Source organism: Pseudomonas sp. B21-048 (assembly GCF_024748615.1).
GTDB lineage: Bacteria > Pseudomonadota > Gammaproteobacteria > Pseudomonadales > Pseudomonadaceae > Aquipseudomonas.
Genome location: NZ_CP087168.1, coordinates 3688207 through 3702134, shown reverse-complemented (window position 1 = coordinate 3702134; position 13928 = coordinate 3688207). Strand labels below are relative to the sequence as shown.

At 60.1% G+C, this 13928-nt stretch carries 9 protein-coding genes; 7 read left to right on the top strand and 2 right to left on the bottom strand.

The window, feature by feature from the left end:
* Window positions 1-32: 32 nt before the first annotated feature.
* The 6 genes from LOY56_RS17310 (at window position 33) to LOY56_RS17285 (ending at window position 10555) form a co-directional block, all read left to right on the top strand.
* Window positions 33-1760, top strand: coding sequence for an autotransporter assembly complex family protein (locus LOY56_RS17310; RefSeq protein WP_258615933.1), 1728 nt, complete (start codon window positions 33-35; stop codon window positions 1758-1760).
* Entirely contained in the window at window positions 1757-5425 is a 3669-nt protein-coding gene (locus LOY56_RS17305) for a translocation/assembly module TamB domain-containing protein (protein ID WP_258615930.1), read from the top strand. The genes LOY56_RS17310 and LOY56_RS17305 overlap by 4 nt, the downstream gene beginning before the upstream one ends.
* 239 nt (window positions 5426-5664) lie before the next feature.
* The gene (locus LOY56_RS17300; RefSeq protein ID WP_258615929.1) at window positions 5665-6144 is read left to right on the top strand and encodes a MarR family winged helix-turn-helix transcriptional regulator; all 480 of its coding nucleotides are present in this window, start codon (window positions 5665-5667) and stop codon (window positions 6142-6144) included.
* A complete protein-coding gene (locus tag LOY56_RS17295; protein ID WP_258615927.1) occupies window positions 6134-7603 on the top strand; it encodes an efflux transporter outer membrane subunit in 1470 nt (489 codons plus the stop codon). Before LOY56_RS17300 ends, LOY56_RS17295 begins: the two co-directional genes overlap by 11 nt.
* Before the next feature lie 15 nt (window positions 7604-7618).
* Complete coding sequence (locus tag LOY56_RS17290) at window positions 7619-8836, top strand: HlyD family efflux transporter periplasmic adaptor subunit (protein WP_258615925.1); 1218 nt, start codon at window positions 7619-7621, stop codon at window positions 8834-8836.
* 189 nt (window positions 8837-9025) lie between these two features.
* Window positions 9026-10555 carry a DHA2 family efflux MFS transporter permease subunit gene (locus tag LOY56_RS17285; RefSeq protein WP_258615923.1) on the top strand — a complete coding sequence of 510 codons (1530 nt, stop codon included), beginning with the start codon at window positions 9026-9028 and terminating at the stop codon, window positions 10553-10555.
* Between the two features lie 135 nt (window positions 10556-10690).
* Here the strand turns inward: LOY56_RS17285 and lpxH are convergent, their stop codons facing one another.
* Both lpxH and LOY56_RS17275 read right to left on the bottom strand, forming a co-directional pair.
* Window positions 10691-11434: a UDP-2,3-diacylglucosamine diphosphatase gene (gene lpxH / locus LOY56_RS17280; RefSeq protein WP_258615921.1), complete on the bottom strand. Its 744-nt coding sequence runs from the start codon at window positions 11432-11434 to the stop codon at window positions 10691-10693.
* On the bottom strand, window positions 11431-11934 hold the full coding sequence (locus tag LOY56_RS17275; protein ID WP_258615919.1) for a peptidylprolyl isomerase: 504 nt from the start codon (window positions 11932-11934) through the stop codon (window positions 11431-11433). Before LOY56_RS17275 ends, lpxH begins: the two co-directional genes overlap by 4 nt.
* Window positions 11935-12213: 279 nt before the next feature.
* Between LOY56_RS17275 and LOY56_RS17270 the strand changes: the two genes are divergently transcribed.
* The gene (locus LOY56_RS17270) at window positions 12214-13911 is read left to right on the top strand and encodes a glutamine--tRNA ligase/YqeY domain fusion protein (RefSeq protein WP_258615918.1); all 1698 of its coding nucleotides are present in this window, start codon (window positions 12214-12216) and stop codon (window positions 13909-13911) included.
* Window positions 13912-13928 lie beyond the last annotated feature (17 nt).

Genomic DNA, 13928 nt, shown 5'->3' with positions numbered 1-13928 from the left:
CAGGCTCCCAAGCTCGTGATAGCATCCGCGCTATGAAGTTTTCCGGAAGATTTACCAGTGGCGTGTTGATGCTGATTTCCAGCTGTGCGGCACTGGCGCAAAGTGAATTGGATGTGCGGATCAAACCGTCCAACGATGAACTGAAGGCCAATATAGAAGGCTATATCGGTAGCCTCGGCGATCGCGATGAAGAAGCCTTGCAACGCTTCAGTCGCGGCGCCGAAGAACAGGCGCGCAAGGCCGCCCAGGCCTTGGGCTATTACCAGCCACAGATTGAAAGTGACGTGAAGGGCGGCAAGACGCCGCGCCTGGTGCTGAACATCGACCCCGGCGAGCCAATCCATTTGCGCAACGTTACGGTGCGCATCGATGGCCCCGCGGCCTCGTTCAAATCCTTTCGTGTACCGAAAAGCGACCTGCTGAAACCCGGCGCAGTGCTTAACCATGGCCGTTACGAAGACGCCAAGCGGCTGATCCAGAACCAGGCCTCGCGCTACGGTTTTTTCAGTGGGCGTTTCACCCGTCAAAAGCTGTTGGTGGACCCGCGTGCAGGCGTCGCCGATATTGAATTGATCTACGACAGCGGCCCACGCTATGCGCTGGGCAAGGTCAGTTTTGAAGGCGATACGCCGTTCGACGAAGACCTCCTGCAACGCATGGTGCCGTTCAAGGCCGGTGCGCCCTATGACTCTGAACTGATCGCCGAACTCAATCAGGCGTTGCAGTCGAGCGGTTACTTCGAGGGTGTACGCGTGGACGCAGCACCGACCGCGTCCAAGGACGATGTGATTCCGGTGGCGGTCAAACTGGAAACCCGCAAGCCACGGACCATGGGTCTTGGTCTGGGCTTTTCCACCGACGTCGGTCCACGGGTCAAAGCCAACTGGACTCGCCATTGGGTTAATCCTCAGGGGCACAGCTATGGCTGGGAGGCCGAAATTTCGGCGCCACGGCAGAACGTCGGGCTGTTTTACGACGTTCCGCTGGACCCCCCATTGACCGACAAGCTGCGCTTTGCCGGGGGTTATCAATATGAAGAAATCGCTGGCACCGACACCCTCAGTAAACTGCTGACCCTTGGCCCCGAGTGGCACAGCAAGTTGCCCAGCGGCTGGCAGCGGGTGGTGTCGCTCAAGTGGCAACGCGAGGAATACCAACTCGGTGACGATTCGGGGCTCAGCACCTTACTGATGCCCGGCGTGAGCTATTCGTACCTGAAAAGCGACAACCGCATCGATCCGCACAACGGCTATCGCCTGCAATTCGAAACCAAAGTCGCCAAGGAAGGATTGGCTTCGGACACCAATCTGGTCTACGGCACGGCGCTGGTCAAAGGCCTGACCACGGTCTTCGACAAACACCGCTTGCTCGGTCGGGTGCAGGTCGGCGGCAGCGCCACCAACGGCTACAAATCGGTGCCGCCGTCCTTGCGCTTCTTCGCCGGTGGCGATCAGAGCGTGCGCGGTTACGACTATCAGAGCCTGTCCCCGGAAAACTCCGATGGCGACCGTATCGGTGGCCGCTACATGGTGGCCGGCAGCGTCGAGTATCAATACTCAATCGCCGAAAAATGGCGGGTCGCTACCTTCATTGACCAGGGCAACTCCTTCAACACACTCGAACTGCCGAACCTGAAGACGGGTGTCGGTATCGGCGTACGCTGGGTTTCGCCGGTGGGGCCGATTCGCCTCGACCTGGCCCACGCGATGGACGATGACGGCGGCATTCGACTGCACTTTTCCATGGGGCCTGAGCTGTGAAGCGTGGTTTGAAAATAACGCTGCTGGCGATTCCGGCGCTGCTGATGCTGATCGTGCTGACGCTGGTCACCGTGCTGGGCACTCCGACGGGCAGTCGTTGGGCGCTCGGGTTTGTGCCGGGTTTGACCGTGGAGAATTTCCAGGGCCGTTTGGGTGGGCAGTGGAGCGCCGAGCATCTGGTGTGGCAGCAGGACAGCAGCAGGGTTGAGCTGAGCAAAGCGATTTTCGCCTGGTCGCCGCTGTGCCTGATGCGCATGGCATTGTGCATCGAGCAATTGCAGGCCGAGCAGGTCAGCCTGCAATTCCCGTCGGGCGTGGAAGAGCAAAGCAGCGGCCCGATCAGTCTCCCGGATTTGAAATTGCCGCTGGCCATCGAATTGGGCGATGTCAAAATCGGCCGTCTGCTGTTCAACGGCAGCGAAGAGCTCAAGGGACTGCAATTGGCAGCGCACTGGACCGAGAAAGGTTTGCAGATCGACTCGGTGCATTTACAGCGTGATGAACTGAGCCTGAACCTGTCCGGCCTGCTGCAACCTTCTGGCAACTGGCCGCTCAAAGCCGAGGGCAAACTGACCCTGCCGGCCCCCGAGCCTTGGGCTCTGGCCCTGAAAGTCGACGGCGATCTGCTGAAAACCCTGAACCTGAAAGCCGACAGCAGTGGCTACCTGAACGGGCAACTCACCGGCGAACTGCAACCGCTGGTGGAAAATCTGCCGGCCAAAGTGCGGATCACCGCCGACGGCTTCAAACCCAGCGCCGGGTTGCCGGATACCCTGCAACTCAATCAACTGGAACTCACCGGCGACGGCGACCTGAAAAACGGTTACCAGTTGCTAGGCAAAGCCACGTTACCCGCAGAGCAAGGCCCGGTTGCGCTGTTGCTGCAAGGCAAGGTCGACGCCAGGGGTGCGCAGATCGCCGGCCTTGACCTGACGGCCAACGACAAACAAAGCCTCAAGCTCACCGGGCTTGTGGACTGGAGTAAAGGCCTGAGCGCTGAGGCGAAAATCGATTGGCTGGATTTCCCGTGGCACCGTCTCTATCCGCTGATCGACGAGCCGCAAGTGGCGCTGCGCAGCTTCAATGGTGAAGTCTCCTACACCGACGGCAACTACATCGGTAATTTCAAAGCCGCGCTGGATGGCCCGGCCGGGGCGTTCAGCCTGAACAGCCCGTTCAGCGGCGACTTGACCAAAATTCACCTGCCGCAATTCAAACTCGAAGCCGGGCAGGGCAAGGCCGAAGGGCACCTGAACCTACAGTTTGCCGACGGTATCGCCTGGGATACGGCGCTGGACCTCTCGGCGATCAACCCGGCGTACTGGCTCGCGGAGCTACCGGGCTCGTTGGCCGGTCCCTTGCGCAGCAAAGGCGAGATGAAGAATGAAAAACTCAGCCTGACCGCCGACCTGGACCTGAAAGGCAAGCTGCGCGGGCAACCGGCCATATTGCAAGCCAAGGCCGATGGCGGCGGCGAGCAATGGAACCTCAGCGCGTTGCAGATTCGCCTCGGTGACAACAGCATCAACGGCCAAGGCAGCCTGCAACAGACACTCGCCGGCCGGATCGACATCAAGCTGCCGCGTCTGGCCCAGCTTTGGCCGCAACTGCGCGGTCAGCTCAATGGCCGGGTCGATGTCGCCGGCACACTCAAGGCGCCACAAGGCAAACTCGGCCTGCAAGGCACGCAACTGGCCTTCGAAGACAATCGCCTGCAAAGCCTCAATCTGGACGCCACCCTCGACAGCGCTCAGCGGGCGAAGATCGACCTCAAGGGCAGCGGCATTCAGACCGGCGACACGTCACTGGGCACGTTGACTGCCAGCGGTCAGGGCGACATCAAAAACCAGAAACTCGCCCTCGACCTGCAAGGACCGAAGCTGAAACTGGCGCTCGGTCTCGACGGCACGCTGGACAAGGGCAATTGGCGCGGGCGTCTGGCCAGTGGTGATATCCAGGCGGGCGGTCAGGACTGGAAACTGCAAAATCCGGCGAAACTCGAGCGACTGGCGGACGGCAAAATCACCTTCGGCGCCCATTGCTGGATGTCCGGCCCGGCCAGCCTGTGCGGCGAAGACCAGCGTTTGATGCCCGAGCCGAAGCTGCGTTACCACCTCAAGCAATTCCCCATCGACAGCTTGGCGCAATGGCTGCCGAAGGATTTCGCCTGGAAGGGCAAGCTCAACGCCGATCTGCAACTTGACTTGCCGGCCAGCGGTCCGAACGGTCTGGTCAGCATCGACGCCAGTGGCGGCACGTTGCGTATGCGTGAGAAGGAGCAATGGCTGGATTTTCCGTACCAGACCCTGAAACTCACCAGCAAACTCACGCCAAAACGCATCGACACCGACCTCAATTTTGTCGGCGGCAAACTCGGTGAACTGATGGTTCAGGCGCAGATCAATCCGATACCGAAGAACAAACCGCTGACCGGTTCATTCCGCCTCAGTGGTCTGGACTTGTCGGTGGCACGGCCGTTTGTGCCGATGGTCGAGAAACTCACCGGGCATTTGAGTGGCAGCGGCACATTGTCCGGCGGACTGCTGGCGCCGCTGGTCAACGGCAACCTTGAGCTGCGCGACGGTGAAATCTCCGGGCCTGAATTGCCGATGGCGCTCGAAGCCTTGCAACTTCAAGCCATGATTGCCGGCGAAACCGTGCAACTGAACGGCGGTTGGAAAAGCGGCAAGACCGGGCAGGGCAGCCTCAATGGCAACATCGCCTGGGGTCAGGCGCTGGTGGTGGATCTTGCGCTCAAGGGCTCGCACTTACCGGTCACCGTCGAACCCTACGCCGCGCTGGAAGTCGCGCCGGACCTGAAGATCTCCATGAAGGACGACAAACTGGCAATCGTCGGCAAGGTGCTGGTACCCAAGGGCGAAATCACCGTGCGCGAACTGCCGCCATCGACGGTCAAGGTTTCCGATGACACGGTGATCGTCGGTCAGCAGACCGAAGAGGGTAAACCGCCGATGGCCATGGCGATGGACATCGATGTGGTGGTGGGGGAGGACAAGCTGAGTTTTACCGGGTTTGGCCTGACCGCCAACTTGCAAGGTCATGTGCACATCGGTGACAACATGGATACTCGAGGCGAGCTGTGGCTCAACGACGGGCGTTATCGCGCCTACGGTCAGCGGCTGACGGTGCGCCGGGCGCGGTTGCTGTTTGCAGGTCCCATCGATCAGCCGTACCTGGACATCGAAGCGATTCGCCAGACCGACGATGTCATCGCCGGCATTCGCCTGAGTGGCAGTGCCGAGCAGCCGACCACGCAGATCTTTTCTGAACCGGCGATGAGTCAGGAGCAGGCGTTGTCCTATCTGGTGCTGGGCCGTCCATTGAGCGCTACCGGTGAAGACAACAACATGCTCGCCCAAGCTGCCCTCGGGTTGGGTTTGATGGGCAGTTCCGGGGTGACCAGCGGGTTGGCCAAGGACTTGGGGATTCAGGACTTCCAGCTTGATACCCAGGGCAGCGGCGCTAACACCGCCGTGGTGGCCAGCGGCAACATCTCGGAAAAACTCAGCCTGCGTTATGGCGTTGGGGTATTCGAGCCGGCCAACACCATCGCCTTGCGTTACAAGCTGAGCAAAAAGGTCTACCTCGAAGCCGCCAGCGGCGTGGCCAGTTCGCTGGACATCTTCTACAAGCGGGATTTCTAACCCCCAACCTGATCATTCCCACGCGCAGCAAAGGAATGCAGCCCGGGACGCTCCGCGTCCCTTCCCAAGCCGAACGCAGAGCGTCCGTTGAGGCATTCCCACGCAGAGCATGGGAACGACCAGCGGTGCACCATTTATCAACTAAATAGTAAGTAACCTAACTATTGCGTTGACATTCACTGCCTAGGCAGTAATATCTCGACATACATTCTCTGCCTAGGCAGCTAATCGGTGGTCAGATGAAACATTTCAATCCGGAAAATTTCCAGCATTGCCATCTCGGCCTCTTGCTCGGGCGCACCGCGCTGCTCAAGGACCGGATCATCGACACGCACATGGAACCCCACGGCATCACGGCCGCGCAGTTCAAAGTGCTGATTATCATGGCCCAGTTCGGCGTCGATACCCCGGCCGAATTGTGCCGTCACCTGTCGCTGGACAGCGGTTCGATGACCCGCATGCTCGATCGTCTGGAACAGAAAGGTTTCCTCGCCCGCCAACGTTCCGAAGCTGATCGCCGTCAAGTGCAACTGGTGCTGACTGAACAAGGCCAGCAGTTGACTGACCGCCTGCCGCAGATCGGCGCCGAGGCCATGAATGAACTGGCCGAGGCCATCACCCCGCAAGAGTTGAAAACTCTGGAACAGATCCTGAAAAAAATTCTGGTAGCCGCGGGTGACTCGATCACCCTGCAGCGGGTAGGTGGCCATGAACAGTAAAAACCTGCGAACCGGTCTGAGCCTGGTGCTGTTGGCCATGAGCCTCGCCGGTTGCGCCAGTTACAGCGGCCTGACCACCGAAGGCGTCAGCCTCGATGCGAAAAATCTCAAGGCCGGGCAATCCCTCAACGGCGTGACCCTGTCACCCGCCGCGTGGCCAAAAAGCGACTGGTGGAAAAGCCTTGGCGATCCGCAACTCGACGGTCTGATCCGCGAAGCCCTACACGACAGCCCGGACATGCAAATCGCCGACGCCCGCGCCCATCAGGCCAGTGCTGCCGCGTATGCCGTCGACGCTGCGCGTATGCCGACCCTCGATGCCAGCGCCGGCGTCAGCCGTTCGCGTCTGGCCCGTGATCAGGACCCGAGCGGGCAGGGCGGCACCTATTCCACCGTGCGTAATCTCGGTGCGAGTTTCAATTACAACTTCGACCTCTGGGGCGGTCAGCGCGATGCCTGGGAAGCCGCATTGGGCCAGGCCCGTGCCGCCGAAGTCGATCAGCAGGCGGCGCAACTGACCTTGTCCGCCGACGTCGCCCGCGCCTACAGCGATCTGGGGCAGGCGCACATCATCCATGACCTGGCCAGCGAAGACCTCAAGCGCACCCAACAAATGCTCGACCTGAGCCAGCGTCGCCTGAGCTCGGGGATCGACAGTCAATACCAGTTCCAACAGACCGAAAGCCTGCAAGCCAGCGCCGAAGCCAGCCTGATCGACGCCGAGAAACGCCTGCAAAGCGCGAAAATCGCCTTGGCGGTGCTGTTGGGCAAAGGCCCGGATCGCGGCAATGAAATCGCCCGTCCGAAAGTTCTCCAGGCCAGCGTCGTAGCACTGCCATCGGTTCTGCCGGCGGAATTGCTCGGTCGTCGTCCGGACCTGGTGGCGGCGCGCTGGCGGGTTGAAGCCGCGAGCAAAAACATCGCGGCGGGCAAGACTCAGTTCTACCCCAACCTCAACCTGAGCGCGGCGGCGGGTGTCGAGTCGTTGCTGGGCGATGCGATGTTCGGTTCGGCGAGTCGCTTTTTCAACGTCGCGCCGACGATCTCGGTGCCGATTTTCGACGGCGGTCGTTTGCGTGCCGACCTCGATTCTCGCGACGCCGACTACGACCTCGCGGTGGCGCAGTACAACAAAAGCCTGGTGAAAGCCCTGGGCGATGTCAGCGACACCATCAACCAATTGCACGATATCGGCCGGCAAATCGGCGCCCAGCAGCACGCCACCGACATTGCCCAGGATTCTTACAACACCGTGGTCCAGCGCTACGGTTCCGGCATCGGTAATTATCTGGACGTGCTCAGCATCGAGCAGCAATTACTCCAGGCCCAGCGTCAGCTGGCCAACCTGAATGCCGAGCAGATCGACCTGTCAATTCAACTGATGCAAGCACTGGGCGGCGGCTTTCAGGGCGAAACCCTGACCGCGGCCAACGCAACCCCAGCCACGCAGCACAACTAATTCAAGGTACTCGTCATGGCCACTGTCGATACAACCCCTGCTTCAACGGATAAAGCGTCTGACAACCCTCAACACGCTAGCAATCCACGCAAACGCAAAGTGATGCTGTTTGTGCTGACCATCGTGGTGATCCTCGCCGGGCTCGGCGTCTGGGGTTATCACGAACTCTTCGGTCGCTGGAATGAAAGTACCGACGACGCCTATGTGAACGGCAACGTGGTGGAAATCACCCCGCTGGTCGCTGGCACCGTGGTCAGCATCGGCGCCGACGATGGCGATCTGGTCCACGAAGGCCAGGTGCTGGTCAACTTCGACCCGAATGACGCCGAAGTCGGTTTGCAAAGTGCCCAGGCCAATCTGGCTCGCACCGTACGCCAGGTTCGTGGTTTGTACAGCAACGTCGACGGCATGAAAGCCCAGGTCAATGCGCAGCAGGCCGAAGTGCAAAAGGCCCAGGACAACTTCAATCGGCGGAAAAACCTCGCCGCTGGCGGGGCGATTTCCCAGGAAGAACTGTCCCACGCTCGCGATGATCTGACCTCGGCGCAAAACGCCTTGGCCAACGCCAAACAACAGCTCATGACCACCAGCGCGCTGGTGGATGACACCGTGGTGTCGTCGCATCCGGACGTGATGTCGGCCGCCGCGCAATTGCGCCAGGCCTACCTGAACAATGCCCGCAGCACCTTGATCGCGCCGGTCACCGGTTATATCGCCAAACGCACTGTGCAACTCGGTCAGCGAGTTCAGCCGGGCACGGCGCTGATGGCGGTGATTCCGCTGGATCAGCTGTGGATTGACGCCAACTTCAAAGAAACCCAACTGCGTGACATGCGCATCGGTCAGCCGGTGGACATCGAGGCCGACCTCTACGGCAGCGACGTCAAATATAGCGGCACCATCGACAGCCTCGGCGCCGGGACTGGCAGCGCGTTTGCTTTGTTGCCGGCGCAGAACGCCACCGGTAACTGGATCAAGATCGTCCAGCGGGTGCCGGTACGGATTCACATCAACGCCGAAGAGTTGGCCAAACACCCGTTGCGGGTCGGCCTGTCGACTCAGGTCGATGTGGACCTGCGCGACCAGAGCGGTCCGGTGCTGGCGCAACAGCCGCCGCAAAAGGCGTCATTCAGTACCAGCGTCTACGACCGTCAGTTGGCCGAGGCAGACGCGATGATCACCCAGTTGATCCACGACAACAGCGCTGCGGTCAATAAAACCGCGCAGCGCTGACACCGACCCTGGGAGCGAGCCTTTGTGGCGAGGGAGCTTGCTCCCGCTCGGCTGCGAAGCAGTCGCAAAGCTTTTGGGGTCGCTTCGCGACCCAGCGGGAGCAAGCTCCCTCGCCACAAAGGCTCGCTCCCACAAGGTCAGCTGCGTCAGTAACAGGCGCTGCGCCAATCAGGTTTCAAAGGATTTGCGATGAGCAATAACGCGTCTTTTACGCCGCCCAGCCTGCTGCTCAGCACCATCGGCCTGTCGCTGGCGACCTTCATGCAGGTGCTCGACACCACGATCGCCAACGTGGCCTTGCCGACGATTTCCGGCAACCTGGGCGTGAGTTCGGAGCAGGGCACTTGGGTCATCACCTCGTTTGCGGTGAGCAACGCCATTGCGCTGCCGCTGACCGGTTGGCTCAGCCGGCGTTTCGGTGAGGTGAAGCTGTTTCTTTGGGCGACGATGCTGTTCGTGCTGGCGTCGTTTCTCTGTGGCATCTCGACCTCGATGCCGGAGTTGATCGGCTTTCGGGTGCTTCAAGGCCTGGTGGCCGGGCCGTTGTACCCGATGACACAGACGCTGTTGATTGCGGTCTATCCGCCCGCCAGACGAGGCATGGCCCTGGCGTTGCTGGCGATGGTCACGGTGGTGGCGCCGATTGCCGGGCCGATCCTCGGCGGCTGGATTACTGACAGCTATAGCTGGCCGTGGATTTTCTTTATCAACGTGCCAATCGGGATTTTCGCGGTGATGGTGGTGCGCCAGCAACTGAAGGCGCGGCCGGTGGTGACCCGTTACCAGCCGATGGATTACGTGGGCCTGATCACTTTGATTATTGGCGTCGGCGTGTTGCAGGTGATCCTCGACAAGGGCAATGACCTGGACTGGTTCGAGTCAAATTTCATCATCATTGGCGCGGCTATTTCAGTGATTGCACTGGCGGTGTTCGTGATCTGGGAAATGACCGACAAACACCCGGTGGTCAACCTGCGGCTGTTCGCTTACCGCAATTTCCGTATCGGTACTATTGTGCTGGTGGGCGGTTACGCCGGGTTCTTTGGGATTAACCTGATCCTGCCGCAATGGCTGCAAACCCAGATGGGCTACACCGCCACCTGGGCCGGACTGGCGGTGGCGCCGATCGGTATTCTGCCGGTGGTTTTATCGCCGTTTGTCGGCAAGTACGCGCATAAGTTCGACCTGCGATTGCTGGCCGGTGGTGCGTTCCTTTGCATCGGTTTGAGCTGCTTTATGCGCGCCGGGTTTACCAACGAAGTGGATTTCCAGCACATCGCCCTGGTGCAGCTGTTCATGGGCATTGGCGTGGCGCTGTTCTTCATGCCGACCTTGAGCATTTTGATGTCGGACTTGCCGCCAAGCCAGATTGCCGACGGCGCAGGGCTGGCGACGTTCCTGCGGACCCTGGGCGGGAGTTTTGCCGCGTCGTTGACCACCTGGATCTGGATTCGCCGCGCCGATCAGCACCATGCGTATCTGAGTGAAAGCATCACCACCTATGAGCCGGCGACCCGGGAGGCGTTGAACTCACTGGGCGGGGCGGGCAATCCGGCCTACGCGCAGCTGGATCATGTGCTGACCAGCCAGGCGTACATGCTCTCCACCGTGGATTACTTCACGTTGCTGGGGTGGGCGTTCATGGGGTTGATTCTGCTGGTATGGCTGGCGAAACCACCGTTTGCGGCGAAGGCAGGACCTGCGGCAGCTGGGCACTAAGCCCGGACGATCGTTCCCACGCTCTGCGTGGGAATGCCTCAACGGACGCTCCGCGTTCGGCTTTGGAAGGGACGCGGAGCGTCCCGGGCTGCATTCCCACGCAGAGCGTGGGAACGATCAGGCAATCAAAAGGTTTCACTCTGCAGTCAGGCGCGGGTTACCAAAATCAAACGGCGCCAACGCATACCCTTGCTCATCGACCTGCAACGCCCAACCCTGACGATCCCAATCCCCCAGCACAATGCGTTTGGCCGCCTGCTCGCCAATCTGCAACTTGTGGATGGCGGGGCGATGGGTGTGCCCGTGGATCAAGGTTTTCACGCCATATTGCTGCATGACCTGCGGCACTTCTTCCGGCGTGACATCGACAATGTCATTGGCCTTCATCCGCGTCTGTGCACGGCTTTCGCTGCGCAGCTTGCGCGCCAGTTTATGGCGAGTACGCAAGGGCAGGTGCCGCAGAATGTACAGGGTGATCGGGTTGCGCAGGTAACGTCGCAGCTTCATATAGCCGACGTCACGGGTGCAGAGGCTGTCGCCGTGCATCAATAGCACTGGCTCGCCGTAAAACTGCACGACACTCGGGTCTTTCAACAACGTGCAACCGGCCTGTTTGCAGAAGGCCTGGCCAAGCATGAAGTCGCGATTGCCGTGCATCAGAAAAATGGCCGTGCCGCTGTCGCTAAGTTCGCGCAGGGCCTGGCAGATGGAACGCTGGAACGGCGTCATGGCATCGTCGCCAATCCACGCCTCGAAAAAGTCGCCCAGAATGTACAACGCACTCGCTGAGCGGGCACGTCCAGCGAGTAAATCCAGAAACGCCCGGGTAATGTCCGGGCGCTCCTCTTCCAGATGCAAGTCTGAAATCAGCAGTATCACTCAATGATCTCGGCTTTCTCGATGATCACGTCTTCTGCGGGTACGTCCTGGTGGCCGGCTTTGGAAGTCGTGGCCACGCCTTTGATCTTCTCGACCACGTCGGTGCCTTCGACTACTTTGGCGAATACGGCGTAGCCCCAACCTTGAGCGGTTTTGCCGCTGTGGTTCAGGAAGCTGTTGTCAGCCACGTTGATGAAGAACTGGGCGGAAGCCGAATGCGGCTCCATTGTGCGCGCCATGGCCACGCTGTACTTCACGTTCGGCAGGCCGTTGTCGGCTTCGTTCTGGATGCTTGGGCGCTTGTCTTTCTTTTCTTTCATGCCTGGCTCGAAACCGCCGCCCTGGATCATGAAGTTGCCGATGACGCGGTGGAAAACGGTGTTTTCGTAGTGACCGGCTTTGACGTACTCGATGAAGTTGGCCACGGTGATCGGGGCTTTCTCAGCGTTCAGTTCCAGGACGATGTCGCCATGGTTGGTGGTCAGTTTGACTTGGGTCATGATCATCACTCTTTATGAGGTAAAGCGTTTTCTATGAATTCGTGGGTTTCGGGGCGTTCAGGCCCTCAACCCGTCCGGCCAATGTCGGCCAAGGCAGGCAGTTTAGCGTGCCGGGCGCGAATTTCGAGGCTGTTTTTCATTGCTGGCCGATTAAATGCAACCGATTGCCGGCCTGCTCTGTCAGCCACTTGACAGCATCGGCTATGATAAGCCCCTTTGATTTATAACAGCCGCTTTGATTTGGCCAACTGGCCGCGCACTTGTACGTTCAAGGATCCTATGAGCAAGCCCACTGTCGACCCGACCTCGAATTCCAAGACCGGCCCTGCCGTGCCGGTCAATTTCCTGCGCCCGATCATCCAGGCGGACCTGGACTCGGGTAAGCACACGCAGATCGTCACCCGTTTCCCGCCTGAGCCCAACGGCTACCTGCACATCGGTCACGCCAAGTCGATCTGTGTGAACTTCGGTCTGGCCCAGGAATTCGGCGGCGTCACGCACCTGCGTTTCGACGACACCAACCCGGCCAAGGAAGACCAGGAATACATCGACGCGATCGAAAGCGACGTCAAATGGCTGGGCTTCGAATGGTCCGGTGAAGTGCGCTATGCCTCGCAGTATTTCGACCAGTTGCACGACTGGGCGGTTGAGCTGATCAAGGCCGGCAAGGCTTACGTTGATGACTTGAGCCCTGAACAAGCCAAGGAATATCGCGGCACGCTGACCGAGCCGGGCAAGAACAGCCCGTTCCGTGACCGCTCCGTGGAAGAAAACCTCGACTGGTTCGCCCGCATGCGCGCCGGTGAATTCCCGGACGGCGCACGTGTGCTGCGGGCCAAGATCGACATGGCCTCGCCGAACATGAACCTGCGCGACCCGATCATGTATCGCATCCGTCACGCGCATCACCACCAGACCGGCGACAAGTGGTGCATCTACCCGAACTACGACTTCACCCACGGTCAGTCGGACGCCATCGAAGGCATCACACATTCGATTTGCACCCTGGAGTTCGAAAGCCACCGTCCGCTGTACGAGTGGTTCCTCGACAACCTGCCCGTACCGGCGAAGCCGCGTCAGTATGAGTTCAGCCGCCTGAACCTGAACTACACCATCACCAGCAAGCGCAAGCTCAAGCAACTGGTCGATGAAAAGCACGTTCATGGCTGGGACGATCCGCGCATGTCCACGCTGTCGGGCTTCCGCCGCCGTGGCTACACGCCGAAATCGATCCGCAACTTCTGCGAAATGATCGGCACCAACCGTTCCGACGGCGTCGTCGATTTCGGCATGCTCGAATTCAGCATCCGTGACGACCTCGACCACAGCGCCCCGCGTGCCATGTGCGTATTGCGTCCGCTGAAAGTCGTGATCACCAACTACCCGGAAGGCCAGGTCGAAAACCTCGAATTGGCGTGCCACCCGAAAGAAGACATGGGCGTGCGCGTTCTGCCGTTCGCCCGTGAGCTCTACATCGACCGTGAAGACTTCATGGAAGAGCCGCCAAAAGGCTACAAACGCCTGGAGCCGAACGGCGAAGTGCGTTTGCGCGGCAGCTACGTGATCCGTGCCGACGAAGCGATCAAGGACGCCGAGGGCAACATCGTCGAACTGCGTTGCTCCTACGATCCGGACACCTTGGGCAAGAACCCGGAAGGCCGCAAGGTCAAAGGCGTGGTGCACTGGGTGCCGGCCGCGGCCAGCGTCGAATGCGAAGTGCGTCTGTACGATCGCCTGTTCCGTTCTGCCAACCCTGAAAAGGCCGAAGACAGCGCCAGTTTCCTGGACAACATCAACCCTGACTCGCTGCAAATCCTCACCGGTTGTCGTGCTGAGCCTTCGCTGGGCAATGCACAGCCGGAAGACCGTTTCCAGTTCGAGCGCGAAGGTTACTTCGTCGCGGATATCAAGGACTCGAAGCCAGGTGTTCCGGTGTTCAACCGTACCGTGACCCTGCGTGATTCGTGGGGCCAGTGATTCAGCGTTAAGGAAGG